Here is a 16257-nt window from a genome sequence, read left to right as displayed (position 1 = left end):
ACCGGAGGGCAATTCACTTCTTCTGCCGTCGGCTCCCGCCGTGCCAATCCTGTTGGACGCCAACCTCGTCCTCCGTCACCCCGAGTGCCTTCAACTGGGGGAGTTCACGCATGCTGCGCTTCATCTCGGCAAATCCAGGGAATCGTGCGAGCCCGATCACGTTGTCCCACAGTGGCACTGCCTCGTCGTCGCTGGGGAGCCTGCTGATCACCGGACCGAAGAACGCGACACCGTCCGGCGGCTCGAAGGCGATGATGGGTGTGCCGACGTCCTTACCGGTCAGCGACAGCGCATGATCGGTTTCGGCCCGGATCTCGTCGTCGATCGTCGAATCATCGAGTGCTGCAGTGTGATGGGTGGGCAGCCCGACTTCCTCGAGGATCGGCCCGAGGAATGCCGCGGTGCCGCGATGCCCGTGGCTCGCAGCGTCGTCGGGCACCGCCTCGGTGTCGAAGATGTGCGTTCCGAGGGCCTGATACAGCTGCCCGACAGCGTCCGACCCATGCTCACGACGAACAGAGGCAGCGGCCCGCAACAGTCGCAGACCCGCGGTGTGGCCGGCTTCGTACTCGGGTGGGAAATGGGCGTCGTAGTCGATGTGGGAGTTGAGCAGGCGAAGCGAGATGAACCGCCAGTCGACGGTGTAATCGCGCTGGGCTTGAACCTTGCGGACCCATTTACTGGTCATCCACGCGAACGGGCACACCGGATCGAAATAGAAATCGATGTCGGACATCAGGGGACTCTCCTAGTCGGACGTAGGTACCGTGCGTTCATTTCTCACCCAGCAGAGCCGAGCGTTGTTCGGTGACCACCGCGCGAATTGCGTCGATCACCGCCGACACTTCGGGTCGTCTGAGAGTTTCGGTGCGGGTGACGAGCCAGTAGGTCAGGGTCACCGCGATGGCGTCGGGCAGGATTCGTTGCAGGTCGGGGTGTCGGTCGGCCATGAAACACGGCAACAATCCGATGCCCGCCGAGGCTCGTGTGGCCTCGACGTGGACGAACACGTTGGTCGACGTCACCGATTCGCGCATCGTCGGAGTGAAGTTGGGGGCCAGATCCAGATCGTCGACGTGCAGCATCGAGTCGATGAAGTAGATGAACGGATGGGCGGCGAGGTCGGCCGGCACCTGCGGTGTGCCGTGCTCGTCCACGTAGGTCTGCGACGCGTACAGACCCAGCACGTAGTCGCCGAGCCTGATGGCCTCCGCGCGATGCACCTGTGGTTGTCCGACGACGATCTCGATGTCCAATCCGGACCGTTGCCTCGACGCACGTCTGGTGGTCGCGACGATCTCCACCGACACCAGCGGGTGGGTGCGTTGCACGCGAGCTGCCGCAGGAGCTGCGATGTACGCACTGAAACCGTCCGTGGCCGAGATGCGTACGACGCCCTTCAGCGCACCCGCGTCGCTCGAGACCAGCGTCTGCAGCGCATTCTCGACGGCCTCGGCAGCGGCCAGTGCGCCGTGCCCCAGTTGAGTCAGTTCCCAACCTCCGCCGGCGCGGGTGAGCACCCGTCCGCCGAGGGTGTCCTCGAGTGCGGCGATGCGTCGGGAGATGGTCGTGTGGTTTATACCGAGGTCGTCGGCAGCGGAGCTGTAGCGTCCCGTTCGACTGACGGCGAGCAGGACCAGCAGGTCGTCGGCACTGGGGACCTTCCCGTCACCGCGTGTCATGTGTGCAGTTTTGCAGATCGAACCTGCGTCCATGCCTCTTGCGCAGAAAAAGATCTGCACCAATACTCAGACCAACCCCGCTACATGTGTGGTCTGTCACAAACACGAGCACGCAGTGCCGAGCAACACAGGAGAAGCTATGAGCGTCGACCGACCGCTGGCAGAAAGGTCCGAGCCGGACCCCGATGCCACCCCCACCGGCCTGAAGAAGGTCGTCGGAGCATCGATGGCCGGCACCATCGTCGAGTGGTACGAGTTCTTTCTCTACGGAACCGCCGCCACACTGGTGTTCAGCAAGATCTTCTTCGCGGCCGGAACCAGTGAGCTCGACGCCATCCTCGCGGCCTTCGTCACCTACGCCGTCGGCTTCGTCGCACGACCCCTGGGCGGCATCGTCTTCGGGCACTACGGCGACAAGTACGGCCGAAAGAAGCTGCTGCAGTTCAGCCTCGTCCTCGTCGGCGGAGCCACGTTCCTCATGGGCTGCCTACCGACATTCGAGGCCATCGGCTACTGGGCCCCGGCACTGCTGGTGACCCTGCGATTCATTCAGGGCTTCGCCGTCGGCGGCGAATGGGGCGGCGCGGTTCTCCTTGTCGCAGAACACAGTCCGAACAAGAGCCGCGGATTCTGGGCCAGCTGGCCGCAGGCAGGCGTGCCCGCCGGTAACCTCCTTGCCACCGTCGCACTGCTCGTCCTGACGACAACCCTGTCCGACGAAGCCTTCCTCAGCTGGGGCTGGCGCGTCGCGTTCTGGCTCTCTGCCGTCATCGTTTTCGTCGGCTACTACATCCGTACCAAGGTCTCCGACGCGCCGATCTTCATCGAGGCACACAAGCAAGCCGAGGTCATCAAGGCCGCGTCGTACGGCGTCTTCGAGGTCGTGAAGCGTTACCCGCGTGGCGTATTCACCGCAATGGGCCTGCGCTTCGGTGAGAACGTCATGTACTACCTCGTCGTCACCTTCTCCATCACGTACCTCAAGGTGGAGGTCGGCACCGACACCAGCACGATCCTGTGGTGGATGCTCATCGCTCACGCGATCCACTTCTGCACGATTCCGTTGGTGGGCAGGCTCGCCGACCGCATCGGCCGCCGTCCGGTCTACTTCGCCGGTGCCCTCACCGCGGCAACGTGGGGCTTCTTCGCCTTCCCGATGATGAACAGCGGCCACAACGTCGTGATCCTGCTGGCCATCATCATCGGCCTGATGTTCCACGCTTTCATGTACGCCACGCAGCCCGCCATCATGGCCGAGATGTTCCCGACGCGGATGCGGTATTCCGGTGTGTCCCTCGGCTATCAGGTCACCTCGATCGTCGCCGGCTCGCTGGCCCCGATCATCGCCGTGAAGCTGCTCGACATCTACGGCTCGTCCGTGCCCATCGCGGTGTACCTGGCCGTGGCCTGCGCGATCACGGTGGTTGCCGTCGTCGTAGCCAGGGAGACAAAGGGATTGGCGCTCGAAAGCATCGACATCGCCGACGCCAAGAACCTGGCCACCGAGGCCGAGCTGGCGAAGGCCGGCCTGCTCGATCCGAGTGTAAAGCGGTGACCGACCTGACCGGACGCTCCGCCCTCGTCACCGGGGGAGCGTCCGGCATCGGGGCCGCGTGCGCGCGTGAGCTCGCCGGCCGCGGTGCCCTCGTCACCATCGCCGACGTGAACGACGTCGCAGCAAAGGAATTGGCGGCCGAGCTCGAAGGCGAGGTGTGGTCGGTCGATCTGCTCGACACCACCGCGCTGGACGACCTTCGGTTGGACGTCGACATCCTCGTCAACAATGCGGGTATCCAAACGGTGGCACCGATCGTCGATTTCGACCCCGGCGCGTTCCGTCGCATTCAGACGCTGATGGTGGAGGCACCGTTCCTGCTGATTCGTGCGGCGTTGCCTGGGATGTATGCCCGCCGGTTCGGCCGGGTGATCAACCTGTCGTCGGTGCACGGACTGCGGGCATCGGAATTCAAGGTTGCCTACGTCACCGCCAAACACGCACTCGAAGGACTGTCGAAAGTGACAGCCCTCGAAGGTGCCGCGCACGGCGTGACGAGCAACTGCGTCAACCCGGGATACGTCCGCACACCGCTGGTGGAAAAACAGATCGCCGATCAGGCCAAGGCGCACGGGATTCCCGAGAACGAGGTGCTGGAGAAGGTGCTCTTGACCGAAGCCGCCATCAAGAGACTCGTCGAACCCGCCGAAGTCGCCTCACTGGTGGGGTGGTTGAGCTCGGAGAACGCAGGCATGGTCACCGGGGCGTCGTACACCATGGACGGTGGTTGGTCGGCTCGTTAGATTCGGTGCCGCCCGTCTGCTGCGCCCCCACTTTGGGATCAATGTGGGTTTCAGTCGCTCAGATTGCAACAAAGTCGCATTCATCCGGATCGGGTCGCCGCACCCCACCGGATGAATGCGGCTTTGTTGCACTCAGACGGACTCGAACGCCCATTGATCCGGAGACGGGTGTGCTGATCGGGAGACGGGTGGGCGCGAACCGGAGCACCCCTCCCCGAACAGCAAGAAGCCCCCGTGACAGGTCACGGGGGCTTCTCTGGCGGAGGATAGGGGATTTGAACCCCTGAGGGCGTTAACCCAACCCGCGTTCCAGGCGAGCGCCATAGGCCACTAGGCGAATCCTCCGTGGGGGAGCTTACCCGGTTACCCCCACCATCTCCCAAATCGGGAGGCGCGAAGGGTGGTGATGCGTTGTCCGACGGGAGGCGGCTACACTTCCTAACGGATCCCGCGCGGCGCGCATCCTGTGAACTCCCCCAGGGCCGGAAGGCAGCAAGGGTCAATGGGCTCTGCCGGGTGCGCGGGGTCCCCTTTATTTCAGTGACATAGACACTGTCCGGGGAACCCAGTCACCGAGAGGCCGCTCCGCATGCCAGCGCAAACCCAGTTGGGTCTGATGAACCATGAGGAGCTCGCCTCCGAGCACGAGCGGCAGAGCGCGAAGTACACGCAGCTCAAAGCCGAGAATCTGAAGCTGGATCTCACCCGCGGTAAGCCGTCGCCCGAGCAGCTCGATCTCGCTGCTGATCTGTTGACGCTCCCCGGCGCGGACTACAAGGACGGCAGCGGCACCGATTGCCGCAACTACGGTGGCCTCGCGGGTCTGCCGGAATTGCGTGCCATCTTCGGTGAACTGCTCGGCATCCCGGTGAAGAACCTGGTGGCCGGTAACAACGCCAGCCTCGAGATCATGCAGGACCTGGTGGTCTGGGCTCTGCTGCACGGGCTGTCGGATTCGCCGCGCCCGTGGTCGGCTGAGCCGAACGTTCGCTTCCTGTGCCCGGCCCCTGGCTACGACCGTCACTTCGCGATCACCGAGAGCTTCGGCATCGAGATGATTACGGTGCCGATGGGTCCCGACGGACCGGACGTGCACGAGATCGCCAACCTGGTGGCGTCGGATCCGCAGATCAAGGGCATGTGGGTGGTGCCGAACTACGCCAATCCCACCGGTGCCGTCTACTCCGAAGAGGTCGTTCGCGCGCTGGCAACGATGCCCGCAGCCGCACCCGATTTCCGTCTGTTCTGGGACAACGCGTACGCGGTGCATCCGCTGACCGACGAGTTCGCGCCGTCCTACGACGTCATCGGGATGGCGGCGGAGGCCGGTTTCCCCAATCGCGCGTTCGTGTTCGCCTCGACGTCGAAGGTCACGTTCGCCGGTGCGGGCGTCAGCTTCTTCGGCAGTTCCGAGGAGAACCTCGCCTGGTATCAGAAGCACCTCGGTAAGAAGAGCATCGGCCCGGACAAGCTCAACCAGCTACGGCACCTGCGTTTCTTCGGTGACGCCGAGGGGGTGCGGGCTCACATGGCCAAGCATCGCGAGATCCTGAAGCCCAAGTTCGCGCTGGTGCAGCAGATCCTCGAGGACCGGCTCGGTGCGTCGAAGATCGCGTCGTGGACCGAGCCCAAGGGCGGCTACTTCATCAGTCTCGACGTGCTCGAGGGCACGGCCGCGCGGTCGATCGCGCTGGCCAAGGATGCCGGAATCGCTCTGACGGCCGCCGGCTCGGCCTTCCCGTACGGAAAAGATCCGCAAGACAAGAACATTCGCCTCGCCCCGAGCTTCCCGTCGCTCGGTGAGCTGGAGAAGTCTATGGACGGCGTCGCGACCTGCGTTCTGCTGGCCGCGACGGAAAAGCTGCTCGAAGGCTGAACGCATGTGAGTGGAAACTCGTAGCAGGCTACGCGTTTCCACTCACATGCGGCGAAGCCGCTCTCAGTGCCCGACGACGACCGCACCCTCGGGAGCGGAGGGCAACGGCCCCTTCTTCAGGAGCGTGGCCGAGAGAACCGCGCCCAGTAGGAAGATGCCCGACGCCCACCAGAAGGTGGTCGTGTAGCTGGCAATTTCGGCGTTGGCCTGCAGCAGAGCCGCATCGGTTGCCGTCGCCATGTTGGAGCTGACGTAGCTGGTGGCGGCGTTGGCTGCCACGGTGCTCAGCAGTGCGGTACCGATCGAGCCGCCCACCTGCTGCATGGTGTTCACCGTTGCCGACGCGACGCCGGAGTCGTCCGGGGCGACGCCCGAGATTGCGCCCTGCATGGCCGGTGCCATGGTGGCACCGAGTCCGAGACCCATGATGATCAGGCCGGGCAGGATGTGCGTGACGTAGCTACTGTCCAGATCGATCTGGGTGAGCAGTCCCATTCCGATCGACGCGACGACCAGGCCGGTCGTCATGAGGATGCGTGGTCCGAACCGGGGGAGGATCAGTGCCGTCGACAGTGTCGCGGTGAGGATCAGCGACGCGATCATCGGCATGAACGCGAACCCGGTGGTGATCGGGGTGTACTTCAGCGTGCTCTGCAGGTAGTAGGTCAGGAACAGGAACACCGCGAACATGCCGGCTCCGGTGACGAACACCGCGAGGAAGGATCCGGCCCGGGTGCGGTCCAGAACGATGCGCAGCGGCAGCAGGGGGTGTTCGACGCGATTCTGGATGGTCACGAAGACGGCGAGAAGAACGACACCTGCCGCGAGGAAGCCGAGGGTGACGGGGTTGCTCCAGCCGTCGGACTCGGCATGGGCGAAGCCGTAGACGATCGAGAACAACGCAGCGGAGACGGCGATCGTTCCGGGGATGTCGAGCTTGGGTCGGACGTCGACCTTGTGCTTGGCCAGGAACAGGAAGGCTCCGACGAAGGCGAGCGCAGCGAAGATCAGGTTGACGTACAGGCTCCAGCGCCAGTTGGCCCACTCGGTGAGCATGCCGCCGAGCAGTAGACCCAGTGCGCCGCCGCCGCCGGCGATGGCACCGAAGATGCCGAAGGCCTTGGCGCGTTCCTTGGTGTCGGTGAAGGTGGTGGCCAACAGTGACAGAGCCGCGGGTGCCAGCAGTGCGCCGAAGACGCCCTGACCGGCGCGGGCTGCGACGAGCATGCCGAAGTTGACGGCCGCGCCGCCCACTGCCGACATCAACGCGAAGCCGACGAGGCCGATGAGGAAGGTGTTACGTCGACCGAAGAGGTCGCTCAAGCGTCCACCCAGGAGCAACAGGCTGCCGAACGCGAGTGCGTAGGCGGTGACGACCCAGGAGCGGTCGGCGTTGTCGAAGCCCAGATCGAGCTGGGCGGCAGGGAGTGCGATGTTCACGATGGTCGCGTCGAGCACGACCATGAGCTGGGCCAGTCCGAGAGTGGCGAGAATCAACCAGCGATTCCGGTGCGCACGCTCGTCCGCCGGCGTCGTGGTCGACGTTGCGCCGTCCACGTTCTCCGATGAAAGGGTGGTCATGGTGTCCTCGGTTCGACTATGCGGAGGTGTATCCTCCGGTTGTAGGGCAAAGGTAGCAGCTAAGTGGAGGAATGTCCTCCGCTTATCGGGTGAAACGGACATCGAATGAGTGTGAGAGCGGACACAGCGGCATCGAAGCCCCTACGGGCGGATGCCGAACGCAACCGACGCCGCATCGTGGACGCGGCTCGCGAGCTGTTCGCTTCCCGCGGTATCGACATCACGCTCGACGACGTCGCCGCACACGCCAAGGTGGGCGTCGGCACCGTCTATCGCCGCTTCTCGTGCAAGGAAGAGCTCATCGACGGCGTCTTCGAGCAGCGCCTCGAGGGAATGCTCGCCAGTGCCGAACGCGCCCTCGAAGCGGAAGATCCCTGGAGTGGGTTGGTGGGCTTTCTCTCGGACGTATGCGAGGAAATGGCCTCCGACCGCGGCCTCGGTGATGTGGTCCTCGGGTCGGACGAGGGGTGCCGCGGCATCGCGGAGATGCGCCGACGGATCGACCCGTTCTTCGCGAAAATCGTCGATCGCGCCCTCGAATCCGGTCAGCTGCGTCCCGATGTGGCCGTCACCGACTTCTATCCGGTGCTGGGGATGATCGGCTCGACCGTCGAATTCTCCAGTCATGTCGATCCCGCGAACTGGCGACGGTACTTCACGGTGCTGCTCGACGGCCTGCGCGGTGATTCGGTACCCCGATCGGAGCTCCCCGGACGTCCCTTCACCGACGACGAAGTGGATACGGCGAAGGCGGCCATGCACGGTCGCCGCCGCTGACTGGTGATTCGTCCAACTTCGGTCTGTACGTTGTGTGCGCCGTCACGTAAGGTGCGTCACGGTAAGTGCTACGCGGGGTAGCGCACACCTGGCAGCAGGTGTTCAGACGTTGGGGGTTCGATTTGCGTTCGACGCGTGTCTTCGGTTCGGCCGTGGCAGTGATGGCAGTGTTCATGGGGGTGACTGCGCCGGCCGTGTCGGCAGCACCGTCGACGGGTTCGACCGTCGAATCCGACTTCTACATTCCGCCGAGCCCGCTGCCCGCCGGCGCGCCGGGCGACGTGATTCGTTCCGAGCCTTCACATCTCGCGCTGTCGGTGCCGGGCATCGGCGGCACCCTGCCGGGTGAGGCAACCCGAATCATGTACCGCAGCACCGATTCCAACGACGACGCCAACGCCGTCACGGGTACCTACATCGACCCGGCCGCGCCGTGGACCGGTCCGGGGCCGCGCCCGCTCGTGGTGTTGGCACCGGGAACGCAGGGGCAGGGCGATCAGTGCGCGCCGTCGAAGATGCTCAACAACGTCATCACCTACACCCCGCCGCTCGGATTCATGGTCGAGTACGAGGTACTGGCCGCGTATTCGCTTCTCTCCCAGGGCTATGGCGTCGTGATCACCGATTACGAGGGTCTCGGCACGCCGGGCGCGCACACCTATGTGAACCGCGCCTCGGAGGCCCACGCAGTGCTCGACGCGGCCCGCGCAGCTCGGCAGCTGCAGGGCACCAAGATCTCCGGCGACGGCCCGGTCGCGGCCTACGGCTACTCGCAGGGCGGCGGAGCTGCCGCAGCGGCGGCCGAGATCGCCGATGAATACGCCCCGGAACTCGACCTGGTCGGCACCTACGCAGGAGCGCCGCCCGCGGATCTGAAGCAGACCCTCGAACAGGTCGACGGCACCATCCTCACCGGCGTGATCGGCTACACCCTCAACGGCCTGCTCAATTCCGACCCCGGTCTGCAGCCGATCGTCGACGAGAACATCAACGACGCAGGCAAGGCCATGCTCAACCTGGTCGCGAATCAGTGTGTCGGAGAGACGATTCTGAACGTCGGGCTGCACCGCACCACCGAGTACACCAAGACCGGCGAGCCGTTGTCGGTCGTGCTGGACAGGTTGCCCGTCGCGCAGGAAATCCTGGCCAAGAACAAGATCGGTGAGCGTACGCCGAATGCCCCGGTACTGATCCAGTCCGGTACCTCCGACGACATCGTGCCTCACGGTCAGGCCGTCGAACTGGCCGGCGACTGGTGCGGCAAGGGTGCAACAGTGCAGCTCAGTTCCGCGCAGGTCCCGGCCATCGTGCCGGGTTCCGGTGCCGGGCATCTCATCCCGGACATCCTCGGTCTCGGCGAAGCTCAGAGCTGGATCAAGGATCGCTTCTACGGAGTGCCTGCCCCGTCGAACTGCTGACCGGCAACCGATGATCCAACGGCCCGCGCTCACCGAGCGCGGGCCGTTCGGCGTTCCCTCCCATGTCGACCATCGATTCGTGTCAGCAGGCATGACCGACGTCACACCGTCGAGTTCTCCAACGAGCCCACAGCGGTGTGAGGGTGTAGAAGGATGCGCAGCAGGGTACTGCCCTGCAATGCCCTGAGGTTGGGCTGTCGAGCGGTTGGGGTGAGTGAACATGCGGGACAGTTACACGGAGGCGCTCGACACGTTGGCGTCGGAGCTGTCCGAAATGTCGAGAATCGCGGAACGAGCGATGGCTGATGCCACGCGCGCGCTGCTCACCGCCGACATCGTGCTCGCCGAGCAGACCATCGAGTACCGCGAAGAGATCGACACTCTCGCCGTCGAATGGGAACACGAGGCCTTCGCCTTCCTCGCTCGACAGTCACCGGTTGCCCACGATCTGCGCCGTGTCGTGTCCGGGATCAACATCGTGGCCGACCTCCAGCGCATGGGTGGACTCGCGGTGCACATCGCCGAGCTGGCCCGCCGCCGTCACCCCGCACATGTGCTGCCGCCCGAGGTCGAGGGCGTGTTCACCGAGATGGGTCGGGTAGCCATCGCTCAAGCGGAGGCGACCCAACGAGTGCTCGAGACGCGGGACGCCGAACTCGCCGCGAGTCTGCGAACGCAGGACGAGGAGATGGACGCACTGCACCGCAGCCTGTTCATGTTGACCTCCGCGCCCGACTGGCCGCACGGTGTACCGGCCGCCGTCGACATCACGTTGCTCGGCCGCTTCTACGAGCGTTATTCCGACCACACCGTCGAGGTCGCGAAACGGGTCATCTTCCTGGTGACCGGAGCGCGCCCCACCGACGAGTCTTAGTCTGCGAGAACCGCTCGGAGATGGCAGGATCGGCACGATGAAACGTGACGTCTCCGCGTACCTCGATGTCGATGTGACCGAGGCCAGCACCCTCGAGTTCCAGATCGCGATCGCGCCGCATCCAGGAACCGAAGTGTGGGAAGCACTCTCGTTCACGCTCGACGGCCAACCCGTCGAAGCGCAGGAAATCAGCGGCGCGCACGGCACCCGCATCCACAAGCTGCACGCCGACGTCGGCAAGCTCGAAGCGTCGTACTCGGCGACGATCTACGGCAACACCGACCCGGCACCGGTGTCCGATTACGACCTGTCGCTGTATCTGCGGCCGAGCCGCTACGCCGAGGCAGACAAGTTCTTCGGTTTCGCAGCAACGGAATTCGGCTCGTACCCGCCGTCGGAGAAGCTGCTCGCCGAGGTGTCGTCCTGGGTGGGAGCTCGGCTGAGCTACGTTCCCGGCAGCAGCGACCCCATCGACGGCGCCGTCGACACCCTCCTCGCCGGTGCCGGAGTGTGCCGCGACTACACCCACCTCGTCGTCGCACTGCTCCGCGCAGTGAACGTGCCCGCTCGACTCGTGGCCGTGTACGCGCCGGGCTGCGATCCGATGGACTTCCACGCAGTTGCCGAAGCCTTCGTCGAAGGACAATGGCGAGTGGTCGACGCCACCTGCCTCGCGCCGCGATCGACCCTGGTGCGCATCGCAACCGGACGCGACGCAGCCGACACCGCCTTCCTCGACAATCACGGCGGATCGATCATCCTCAACAGCGCCGTCGTCGGAGCCGTCGTGGATGGGCCGCTGCCCTTCGACGACATCACCCAATTGGTGTCGATCACCTGATCGGGTCGCTTCGAGGCGCGTTAGGCTGGCTGCGGCCCGTGCGAATGTCGTTGCGGCGTGGTGGTGTGTGGACCGATGCGATCGTCGTCGGCGTGGTCGTAGCCGTCGGTGTCGTTGCCGCAGGTCTCACCCACCAGCCGATGGGGCAGTCAGGATATGTCAGTGAGCCTGTCGAATACCCCGTGGACATCCCAGGGTGCGCATCGGTAGAGCCGCCCGAGGAAGATCAGTTCTACGAAGTGATCGTGGGCCGTGACTACGACGACCCCTCCTACCCGTGGTTGACGTCGAAAAAGGCGAACTCGATGTCGATCGCAGTGCGCAAAGCCCTTCCCTCTCAGGTCGACGTCGTTGCTGGTTCGACGTTCTGGTCCGGCGGTGATCCGCTGATTTTTCAGCCGGTTGCCAGCGCGGACGGAGCGTATGACCCCGGCACCTCCGCGGACGGCATAGTGTCTCGCGACGGTGTCGAAGGTTCGCTGATGGTCAATGTGACCCGCGTCGACGACGGTCCCAAGCCATGCCAGGCCGGGTGGCTGGACGCTCGCGAGATTCTCTCCGACGGAACCGTCGTCGACACCAGGGACACCTGGGATGAATTCGACGGGGATCGCACCCATTCGAATTCCGTGCGCGTGTACGCACCCGATAATTCCGTCGTCGTTGCGTCATCATCGGACCGGAACGCTGATTACGTGTCCACCGGTTCCGTGCCACTGTCGATCGAGGAGTTGCGCACGATAGCGCTGCGGCCGGAGTTGCTGTGGTCCACACCGGTCCCGGAGGGAACTCTCCCACTTCCGATTTCATGCGACACCAATTCCGAGGGCGCAGGGCAGTTCTCGTCTCAGTCCGTCGATCGCCTCAACGCGTCTCTGGACGAGTTCTGGCGAGCGGCCCAGCTTCCAATCGAACTCGACAGACCGCTGGGCTCGATGCGAACCTCCCCGTCGGGATCGGCCGGAGCGTGCGGAGCCGTGATGGTCGGCGACGGCACCCTGACGATCAGAGTGATCGACGCGGACTACGAGCCCTCCGAAAACCCCTGGGGTGCGCTGACATTGCCTGACGGATCGCAATTCCGCGACGACAACCCAGGCGCGAGTGCAATGACTCTCGACGGTGATCCGATCGAGGACGTCACGTTGGTCAAACCGTCGGGCACCCGCGTGGACGTGCAGATTGCGGCTCGCGCAACCAGTGTCGACCGACCACTTCTGCAGGCAATCGCGCTGGCTGTAGCCGGTTCGGTCGACTGAGAATCGTGATCTTCACTGCCGGATTCATGATCGTGGTGGTGCTATCGACTGCGGCTGTTCGTTCACGTGACGGTCTCTGCAAGGCCGCCGTCGCGCTGGTGTGGCTTCCCCTCGGCATTGCTTTCCTGACCATTTGGGCGTTCAGCTATCGGTGGGCACACCAATCAGGTTGTCGCGAAGCCTTTCCCGAGTATTTCGGGTACCGGCCGCCGGATTACGAGGTGGAGCCGTTTCCCGTCGAGGACCGGCAGACGTGGTGGCCTCTCGGTCGAGAATGCGTCGGCCGCGACTCCGATACCGGCACCGTGATCGTCGAGCACACTGGCTGGGTAACAACGATGATCGTGTATCCAGCCGTGACCTGTGCGGTGGTCGCACTGACTGTCGTCGTAGTGAGACTGTCTGCTCTCGGGCGACGCGCCGGCCGTGCGCGGTCGTGAGCTCCTGACGTGTCCGCCGGCCTGCACGGCGAACTGTATCGGTTTGATCGGGCGGGTTCTCGAGAGAATCCGCGGGCTTGTCACTGCCGCCTCGCGCGCCACTGAACCGGCTTGTGGGAGCAATCGTCATCCGCTGTAGATGGCGCGTGGCAGGATCGAGGCCATGTCTCGCACTCTGAACCTCGTCGGCGATCCGGAGGCCGATGCATTGCTCGCCGAGGATCCGTTCGCGCTCTTGATCGGCATGCTTCTCGATCAGCAGGTGCCGATGGAATCCGCCTTCGCCGGGCCGAAGAAGCTCGTCGACCGCCTCGGTGATCTGAAAGTCGATACCGTCGCCGACGCCGATCCGGACGACTTCGCCGCATTGTGCGCGCAGACCCCGGCCGTGCATCGTTTTCCCGGCTCGATGGCCAAGCGCATCCAGGGACTCGCCGCATTTCTCGTCGAGAACTACGACGGCAAGCCGCAGGAAATCTGGACCCGCGACGACCCCGACGGTGCCGAGGTTCTGAAGCGTCTCAAAGCACTTCCCGGCTATGGCGACCAGAAGGCGCGCATCTTCCTCGCGCTGCTCGGCAAGCAGATGGGCGTGACGCCCGACGGGTGGCGAAAGGCTGCCGGAGCGTACGGCGACGAGGGTGCGCGTCGATCCATCGCCGATGTCGTCGACGAGAAGTCCCTGCTCGAGGTACGCGAATTCAAGAAGGCAGCGAAAGCGGCAGCCAAGAACAAATAAGTCTGTCGGTGCCCGTCGGTACGTTGTGGCAGAACTTGCACCGGGGGGACGAGATGACCGAGACGATCGGGACGTACGAGGGGTGGCTGGCCTCGCTCGACGAGGACGCACTGACGGATCTGCTGCGACGTCGACCGGACGTGGCGACCGACCCGCCACCCCGCTCGTTCGGGTTGCTCGCGCAACTCCTCGGCTCGCCCTGGCGGGTGGCGGCACTTCCTCGAAAACTCGACAGGGGAGCGCTCGACCTGCTCGAGTTGTTCGCGCTCATGGAGGATCTCAGCCGCGCCGAGATCGGCCACTGGACGGGCGAGGGAATCTCGAACGAGACGCCGCATATCGATGCAGCCCTGAACACTCTGATGGCCTACGGCCTGATCTGGCCGCACACAGCAGGGGGCTCGGACGCGGTCGAGTACCGCCCCGTCGATCTGTCCGGCGTGTTCTCGCATCCGTTCGGACTTGCCCGTAGGCAGCGAAAGTTGTTCTTGCACTGCGCCGTCGAGCAGGACCGACTTGCTTTGCTGGCTCGCCTCGGCGTCGACTCCTCGCTCGATCGAGCCGAACGCGCCGACGCCGTCGCGGCCGCGATGACCCCCGAACGTATCCGAGCCTTGTTCGACGACGGCCCGCCCGAAATGCGAGAGATGTTGTCTCGCTTCGTCGATGGACAACCGGCGTCATTGATCTTCGATGTGCCGCCGACCGCAGGTACCGCCGCCTTCGAGCGCGGATTGCTGTATCGATTGGACGGGCATCGCGTCGAGATGCCGTTGGAAGTGAGCATCGCGCTGCGAGGAGACGGGTGGCGATTGCCCATCAAGCTCAAGCCGCCAGAATTCGCCACTCGTGTTCTGTCGCAAAATGGCTCGCGGCGAGCGCGCTCCATCGCCTTGCTGCAGTTCTGTGAGCACACGCAGGCGTTGTTGACGGCAATCGACACCGATGGCCTGGCAATGATGAAGACCGGTGGCCTCAGCGCCAAAGAACTCCGTGCGCTGACTGCTCGTCTGGGATTCGCCGACGAGCATCACACCGCGCTGATGCTGATGCTGGCGCGCGAAGCCGGTTTGCTCGCCGACCGGGGAAAGACCGGTATCGCATTGACCTCGACCTACGAAACATGGTCGACGAGCTCGCGATCCGAACAGGCGGCAGCATTGCTGGCCGCGTGGTGGTGCTCGCCCTTCACACCGACCCACCGGGTGCCGCGATCCTCCCAGAAGACCTCGCCGGTACTCAAGAAGATGCTCGACGATCCCGCAGCCGCAGACGTGCGTTCGACTGCCTTGGCGGCTCTTCTGCGCCTCGGCGGATCCGACAGCCCGACGCCGGTGTTGTCCGATCCCGACGAATTCGCCCGCTACCTCGACTGGCATATTCCGGTCGTCTCGACGAGCGCCGGGCCTGGCCACGTGCGCGCACTCTGGGCCGAGGCCACCCGCCTCGGAGTTCTGGTCGACGGCGCACCGACAGATCTGTGCGCCACCCTGACGGACTTCCGAGTGGGCCGAGACGGCGATCCGCGCCAGATCGCCTCCGCGCTGGCAACGCAGCTACAGGATCTGGCCGAATGGGTGCCGTTCTCGGTGCGCCTGCTGCCCGATTCGACCGCAGTGGTCACCGGGCCGCCGAGCACCGAGGTGGCGTCGATACTCGGTGCGGCCGCGCAACCCGAGTCGCGGGAAGTGGCGTCGGTCTGGCGCTTCACGCCGGCGACGATCCGTAGCTTCTTCGACACCGGTGGTACCGGGGAGGAGTTGATCGACGCCCTCGCCGAGATGGCCGCCACCGACGTTCCCCAAGCCCTGGCCTACACGATCCGAGACTGTTGGCGCACCTACGGCGCACTGGCCGTGCGCAAGATCCCGTGTGCCATCGTCTCCGAGGACGTCGTACTGCTGACGAACATCGAGACGGACGAGGCATTGGCGGTGCTGAAGTTCCAGCGGCTCGCGCCGACAGTCCTGATCAGTTCTGCCACACCCATCGACACTCTCGCGGTGCTGCGCAGGCATGGATACTCCCCGGTGCGACATTCCGACACCGGCCGGCTCGAGCTGGCCAGCGCGACCAAGGTCCGCGCCAACACCACCCGCACCCCGCACCCGAGCGCACCCGCAGCACCGGCTCGACGCGAATCACGCGAGCTGGCACAGCTGCTGCAGACAGGCGACTCCGGCACCGTCGACGACGCGCGGGTGCGTTCCGCACTCAGCACGCACAGCAGACTGCTGCCACGGGAGCTCGACGCGCTGACCGACGCCGCAGCGCGCGGCGCACCCGTCTCGATCGACTATCAGAACTCCAAAGGCGCAATCGTGCGGCACGCGATCTCGGACGCGCTGCAGGACGGCAACTGGCTACTCGCGCTGTCGACGTCCACCGGCGCCCGGGAAAGCTTCGCGATCATGAACATCAGAGCGGTGTCCGTCGGTCCGCACTGATGCACGATGCAACTGTGTCGTCGGT

14 protein-coding genes, 1 tRNA gene and 1 other RNA gene are annotated in these 16257 nt (G+C 64.8%); 12 read left to right on the top strand and 4 right to left on the bottom strand.

Annotated elements, in window-relative coordinates:
• Positions 1-13 precede the first annotated feature (13 nt).
• Positions 14-736, bottom strand: a complete 723-nt coding sequence (locus CH268_RS11035) for a mycothiol-dependent nitroreductase Rv2466c family protein (RefSeq protein WP_094663983.1) — start codon at positions 734-736, stop codon at positions 14-16.
• A 37-nt stretch (positions 737-773) separates the two neighbouring features.
• Positions 774-1682 (bottom strand): LysR family transcriptional regulator, encoded by a 909-nt coding sequence (locus CH268_RS11030; RefSeq protein WP_094644222.1) that lies wholly within the window; start codon positions 1680-1682, stop codon positions 774-776.
• Positions 1683-1821: 139 nt separating this feature from the next.
• On the opposite strand from CH268_RS11030, the gene CH268_RS11025 reads away from it, so the two are divergent.
• Positions 1822-3237 (top strand): MFS transporter, encoded by a 1416-nt coding sequence (locus CH268_RS11025; protein ID WP_027494565.1) that lies wholly within the window; start codon positions 1822-1824, stop codon positions 3235-3237.
• Complete coding sequence (locus tag CH268_RS11020) at positions 3234-3980, top strand: 3-hydroxybutyrate dehydrogenase (RefSeq protein ID WP_094663981.1); 747 nt, start codon at positions 3234-3236, stop codon at positions 3978-3980. The genes CH268_RS11025 and CH268_RS11020 overlap by 4 nt, the downstream gene beginning before the upstream one ends.
• A 257-nt stretch (positions 3981-4237) precedes the next feature.
• On the opposite strand, the gene CH268_RS11015 is transcribed toward CH268_RS11020, so the two are convergent.
• Positions 4238-4325, bottom strand: a tRNA-Ser gene (locus tag CH268_RS11015).
• Positions 4326-4420: 95 nt separating this feature from the next.
• Here CH268_RS11015 and ffs point away from each other — a divergent pair.
• Both ffs and CH268_RS11005 read left to right on the top strand, forming a co-directional pair.
• Positions 4421-4515, top strand: an RNA gene (gene ffs / locus CH268_RS11010) — signal recognition particle sRNA small type.
• A 54-nt stretch (positions 4516-4569) separates the two neighbouring features.
• Positions 4570-5856, top strand: coding sequence for an aminotransferase class I/II-fold pyridoxal phosphate-dependent enzyme (locus CH268_RS11005; RefSeq protein WP_094663979.1), 1287 nt, complete (start codon positions 4570-4572; stop codon positions 5854-5856).
• Positions 5857-5919: 63 nt separating this feature from the next.
• On the opposite strand, the gene CH268_RS11000 is transcribed toward CH268_RS11005, so the two are convergent.
• Complete coding sequence (locus CH268_RS11000; RefSeq protein ID WP_032364593.1) at positions 5920-7437, bottom strand: DHA2 family efflux MFS transporter permease subunit; 1518 nt, start codon at positions 7435-7437, stop codon at positions 5920-5922.
• 105 nt (positions 7438-7542) lie between these two features.
• Here CH268_RS11000 and CH268_RS10995 point away from each other — a divergent pair, with 105 nt between their 5' ends.
• The 8 genes from CH268_RS10995 (at position 7543) to CH268_RS10960 (ending at position 16232) form a co-directional block, all read left to right on the top strand.
• Positions 7543-8214 (top strand): TetR/AcrR family transcriptional regulator, encoded by a 672-nt coding sequence (locus CH268_RS10995; RefSeq protein ID WP_032369276.1) that lies wholly within the window; start codon positions 7543-7545, stop codon positions 8212-8214.
• Positions 8215-8375: 161 nt separating this feature from the next.
• Entirely contained in the window at positions 8376-9632 is a 1257-nt protein-coding gene (locus CH268_RS10990) for a lipase family protein (protein WP_255182360.1), read from the top strand.
• 220 nt (positions 9633-9852) lie between these two features.
• A complete protein-coding gene (phoU, locus tag CH268_RS10985) occupies positions 9853-10506 on the top strand; it encodes a phosphate signaling complex protein PhoU (RefSeq protein ID WP_027494559.1) in 654 nt (217 codons plus the stop codon).
• Between the two features lie 37 nt (positions 10507-10543).
• Positions 10544-11347 carry a transglutaminase-like domain-containing protein gene (locus CH268_RS10980; RefSeq protein WP_045841454.1) on the top strand — a complete coding sequence of 268 codons (804 nt, stop codon included), beginning with the start codon at positions 10544-10546 and terminating at the stop codon, positions 11345-11347.
• Positions 11348-11412: 65 nt separating this feature from the next.
• Positions 11413-12606, top strand: coding sequence for a hypothetical protein (locus CH268_RS10975; protein WP_141215128.1), 1194 nt, complete (start codon positions 11413-11415; stop codon positions 12604-12606).
• A 5-nt stretch (positions 12607-12611) separates the two neighbouring features.
• Positions 12612-13046, top strand: coding sequence for a hypothetical protein (locus CH268_RS10970; RefSeq protein ID WP_094663973.1), 435 nt, complete (start codon positions 12612-12614; stop codon positions 13044-13046).
• A 163-nt stretch (positions 13047-13209) separates the two neighbouring features.
• Positions 13210-13785, top strand: a complete 576-nt coding sequence (locus CH268_RS10965; protein WP_027494555.1) for an HhH-GPD-type base excision DNA repair protein — start codon at positions 13210-13212, stop codon at positions 13783-13785.
• A gap of 53 nt (positions 13786-13838) precedes the next feature.
• Positions 13839-16232 carry a helicase-associated domain-containing protein gene (locus CH268_RS10960; protein ID WP_141215127.1) on the top strand — a complete coding sequence of 798 codons (2394 nt, stop codon included), beginning with the start codon at positions 13839-13841 and terminating at the stop codon, positions 16230-16232.
• Positions 16233-16257 lie beyond the last annotated feature (25 nt).

It is taken from the genome of Rhodococcus sp. 06-1460-1B, assembly GCF_002258475.1.
Classification (GTDB): Bacteria; Actinomycetota; Actinomycetes; order Mycobacteriales; family Mycobacteriaceae; genus Rhodococcoides; species Rhodococcoides fascians.
Note: the sequence above shows the minus strand (reverse complement) of the source record. Positions and strands in the feature narration are given on the sequence as shown.

Coding starts and splice junctions, on each gene's coding strand:
- CH268_RS11035 (WP_094663983.1), bottom strand. CDS start 736: ATGTCCGACATCGATTTCTATTTCGATCCGGTGTGCCCGTTCGCGTGG.
- CH268_RS11030 (WP_094644222.1), bottom strand. CDS start 1,682: ATGACACGCGGTGACGGGAAGGTCCCCAGTGCCGACGACCTGCTGGTC.
- CH268_RS11025 (WP_027494565.1), top strand. CDS start 1,822: ATGAGCGTCGACCGACCGCTGGCAGAAAGGTCCGAGCCGGACCCCGAT.
- CH268_RS11005 (WP_094663979.1), top strand. CDS start 4,570: ATGCCAGCGCAAACCCAGTTGGGTCTGATGAACCATGAGGAGCTCGCC.
- CH268_RS11000 (WP_032364593.1), bottom strand. CDS start 7,437: ATGACCACCCTTTCATCGGAGAACGTGGACGGCGCAACGTCGACCACG.
- CH268_RS10995 (WP_032369276.1), top strand. CDS start 7,543: ATGAGTGTGAGAGCGGACACAGCGGCATCGAAGCCCCTACGGGCGGAT.
- CH268_RS10990 (WP_255182360.1), top strand. CDS start 8,376: ATGGCAGTGTTCATGGGGGTGACTGCGCCGGCCGTGTCGGCAGCACCG.
- phoU (WP_027494559.1), top strand. CDS start 9,853: ATGCGGGACAGTTACACGGAGGCGCTCGACACGTTGGCGTCGGAGCTG.
- CH268_RS10980 (WP_045841454.1), top strand. CDS start 10,544: ATGAAACGTGACGTCTCCGCGTACCTCGATGTCGATGTGACCGAGGCC.
- CH268_RS10965 (WP_027494555.1), top strand. CDS start 13,210: ATGTCTCGCACTCTGAACCTCGTCGGCGATCCGGAGGCCGATGCATTG.
- CH268_RS10960 (WP_141215127.1), top strand. CDS start 13,839: ATGACCGAGACGATCGGGACGTACGAGGGGTGGCTGGCCTCGCTCGAC.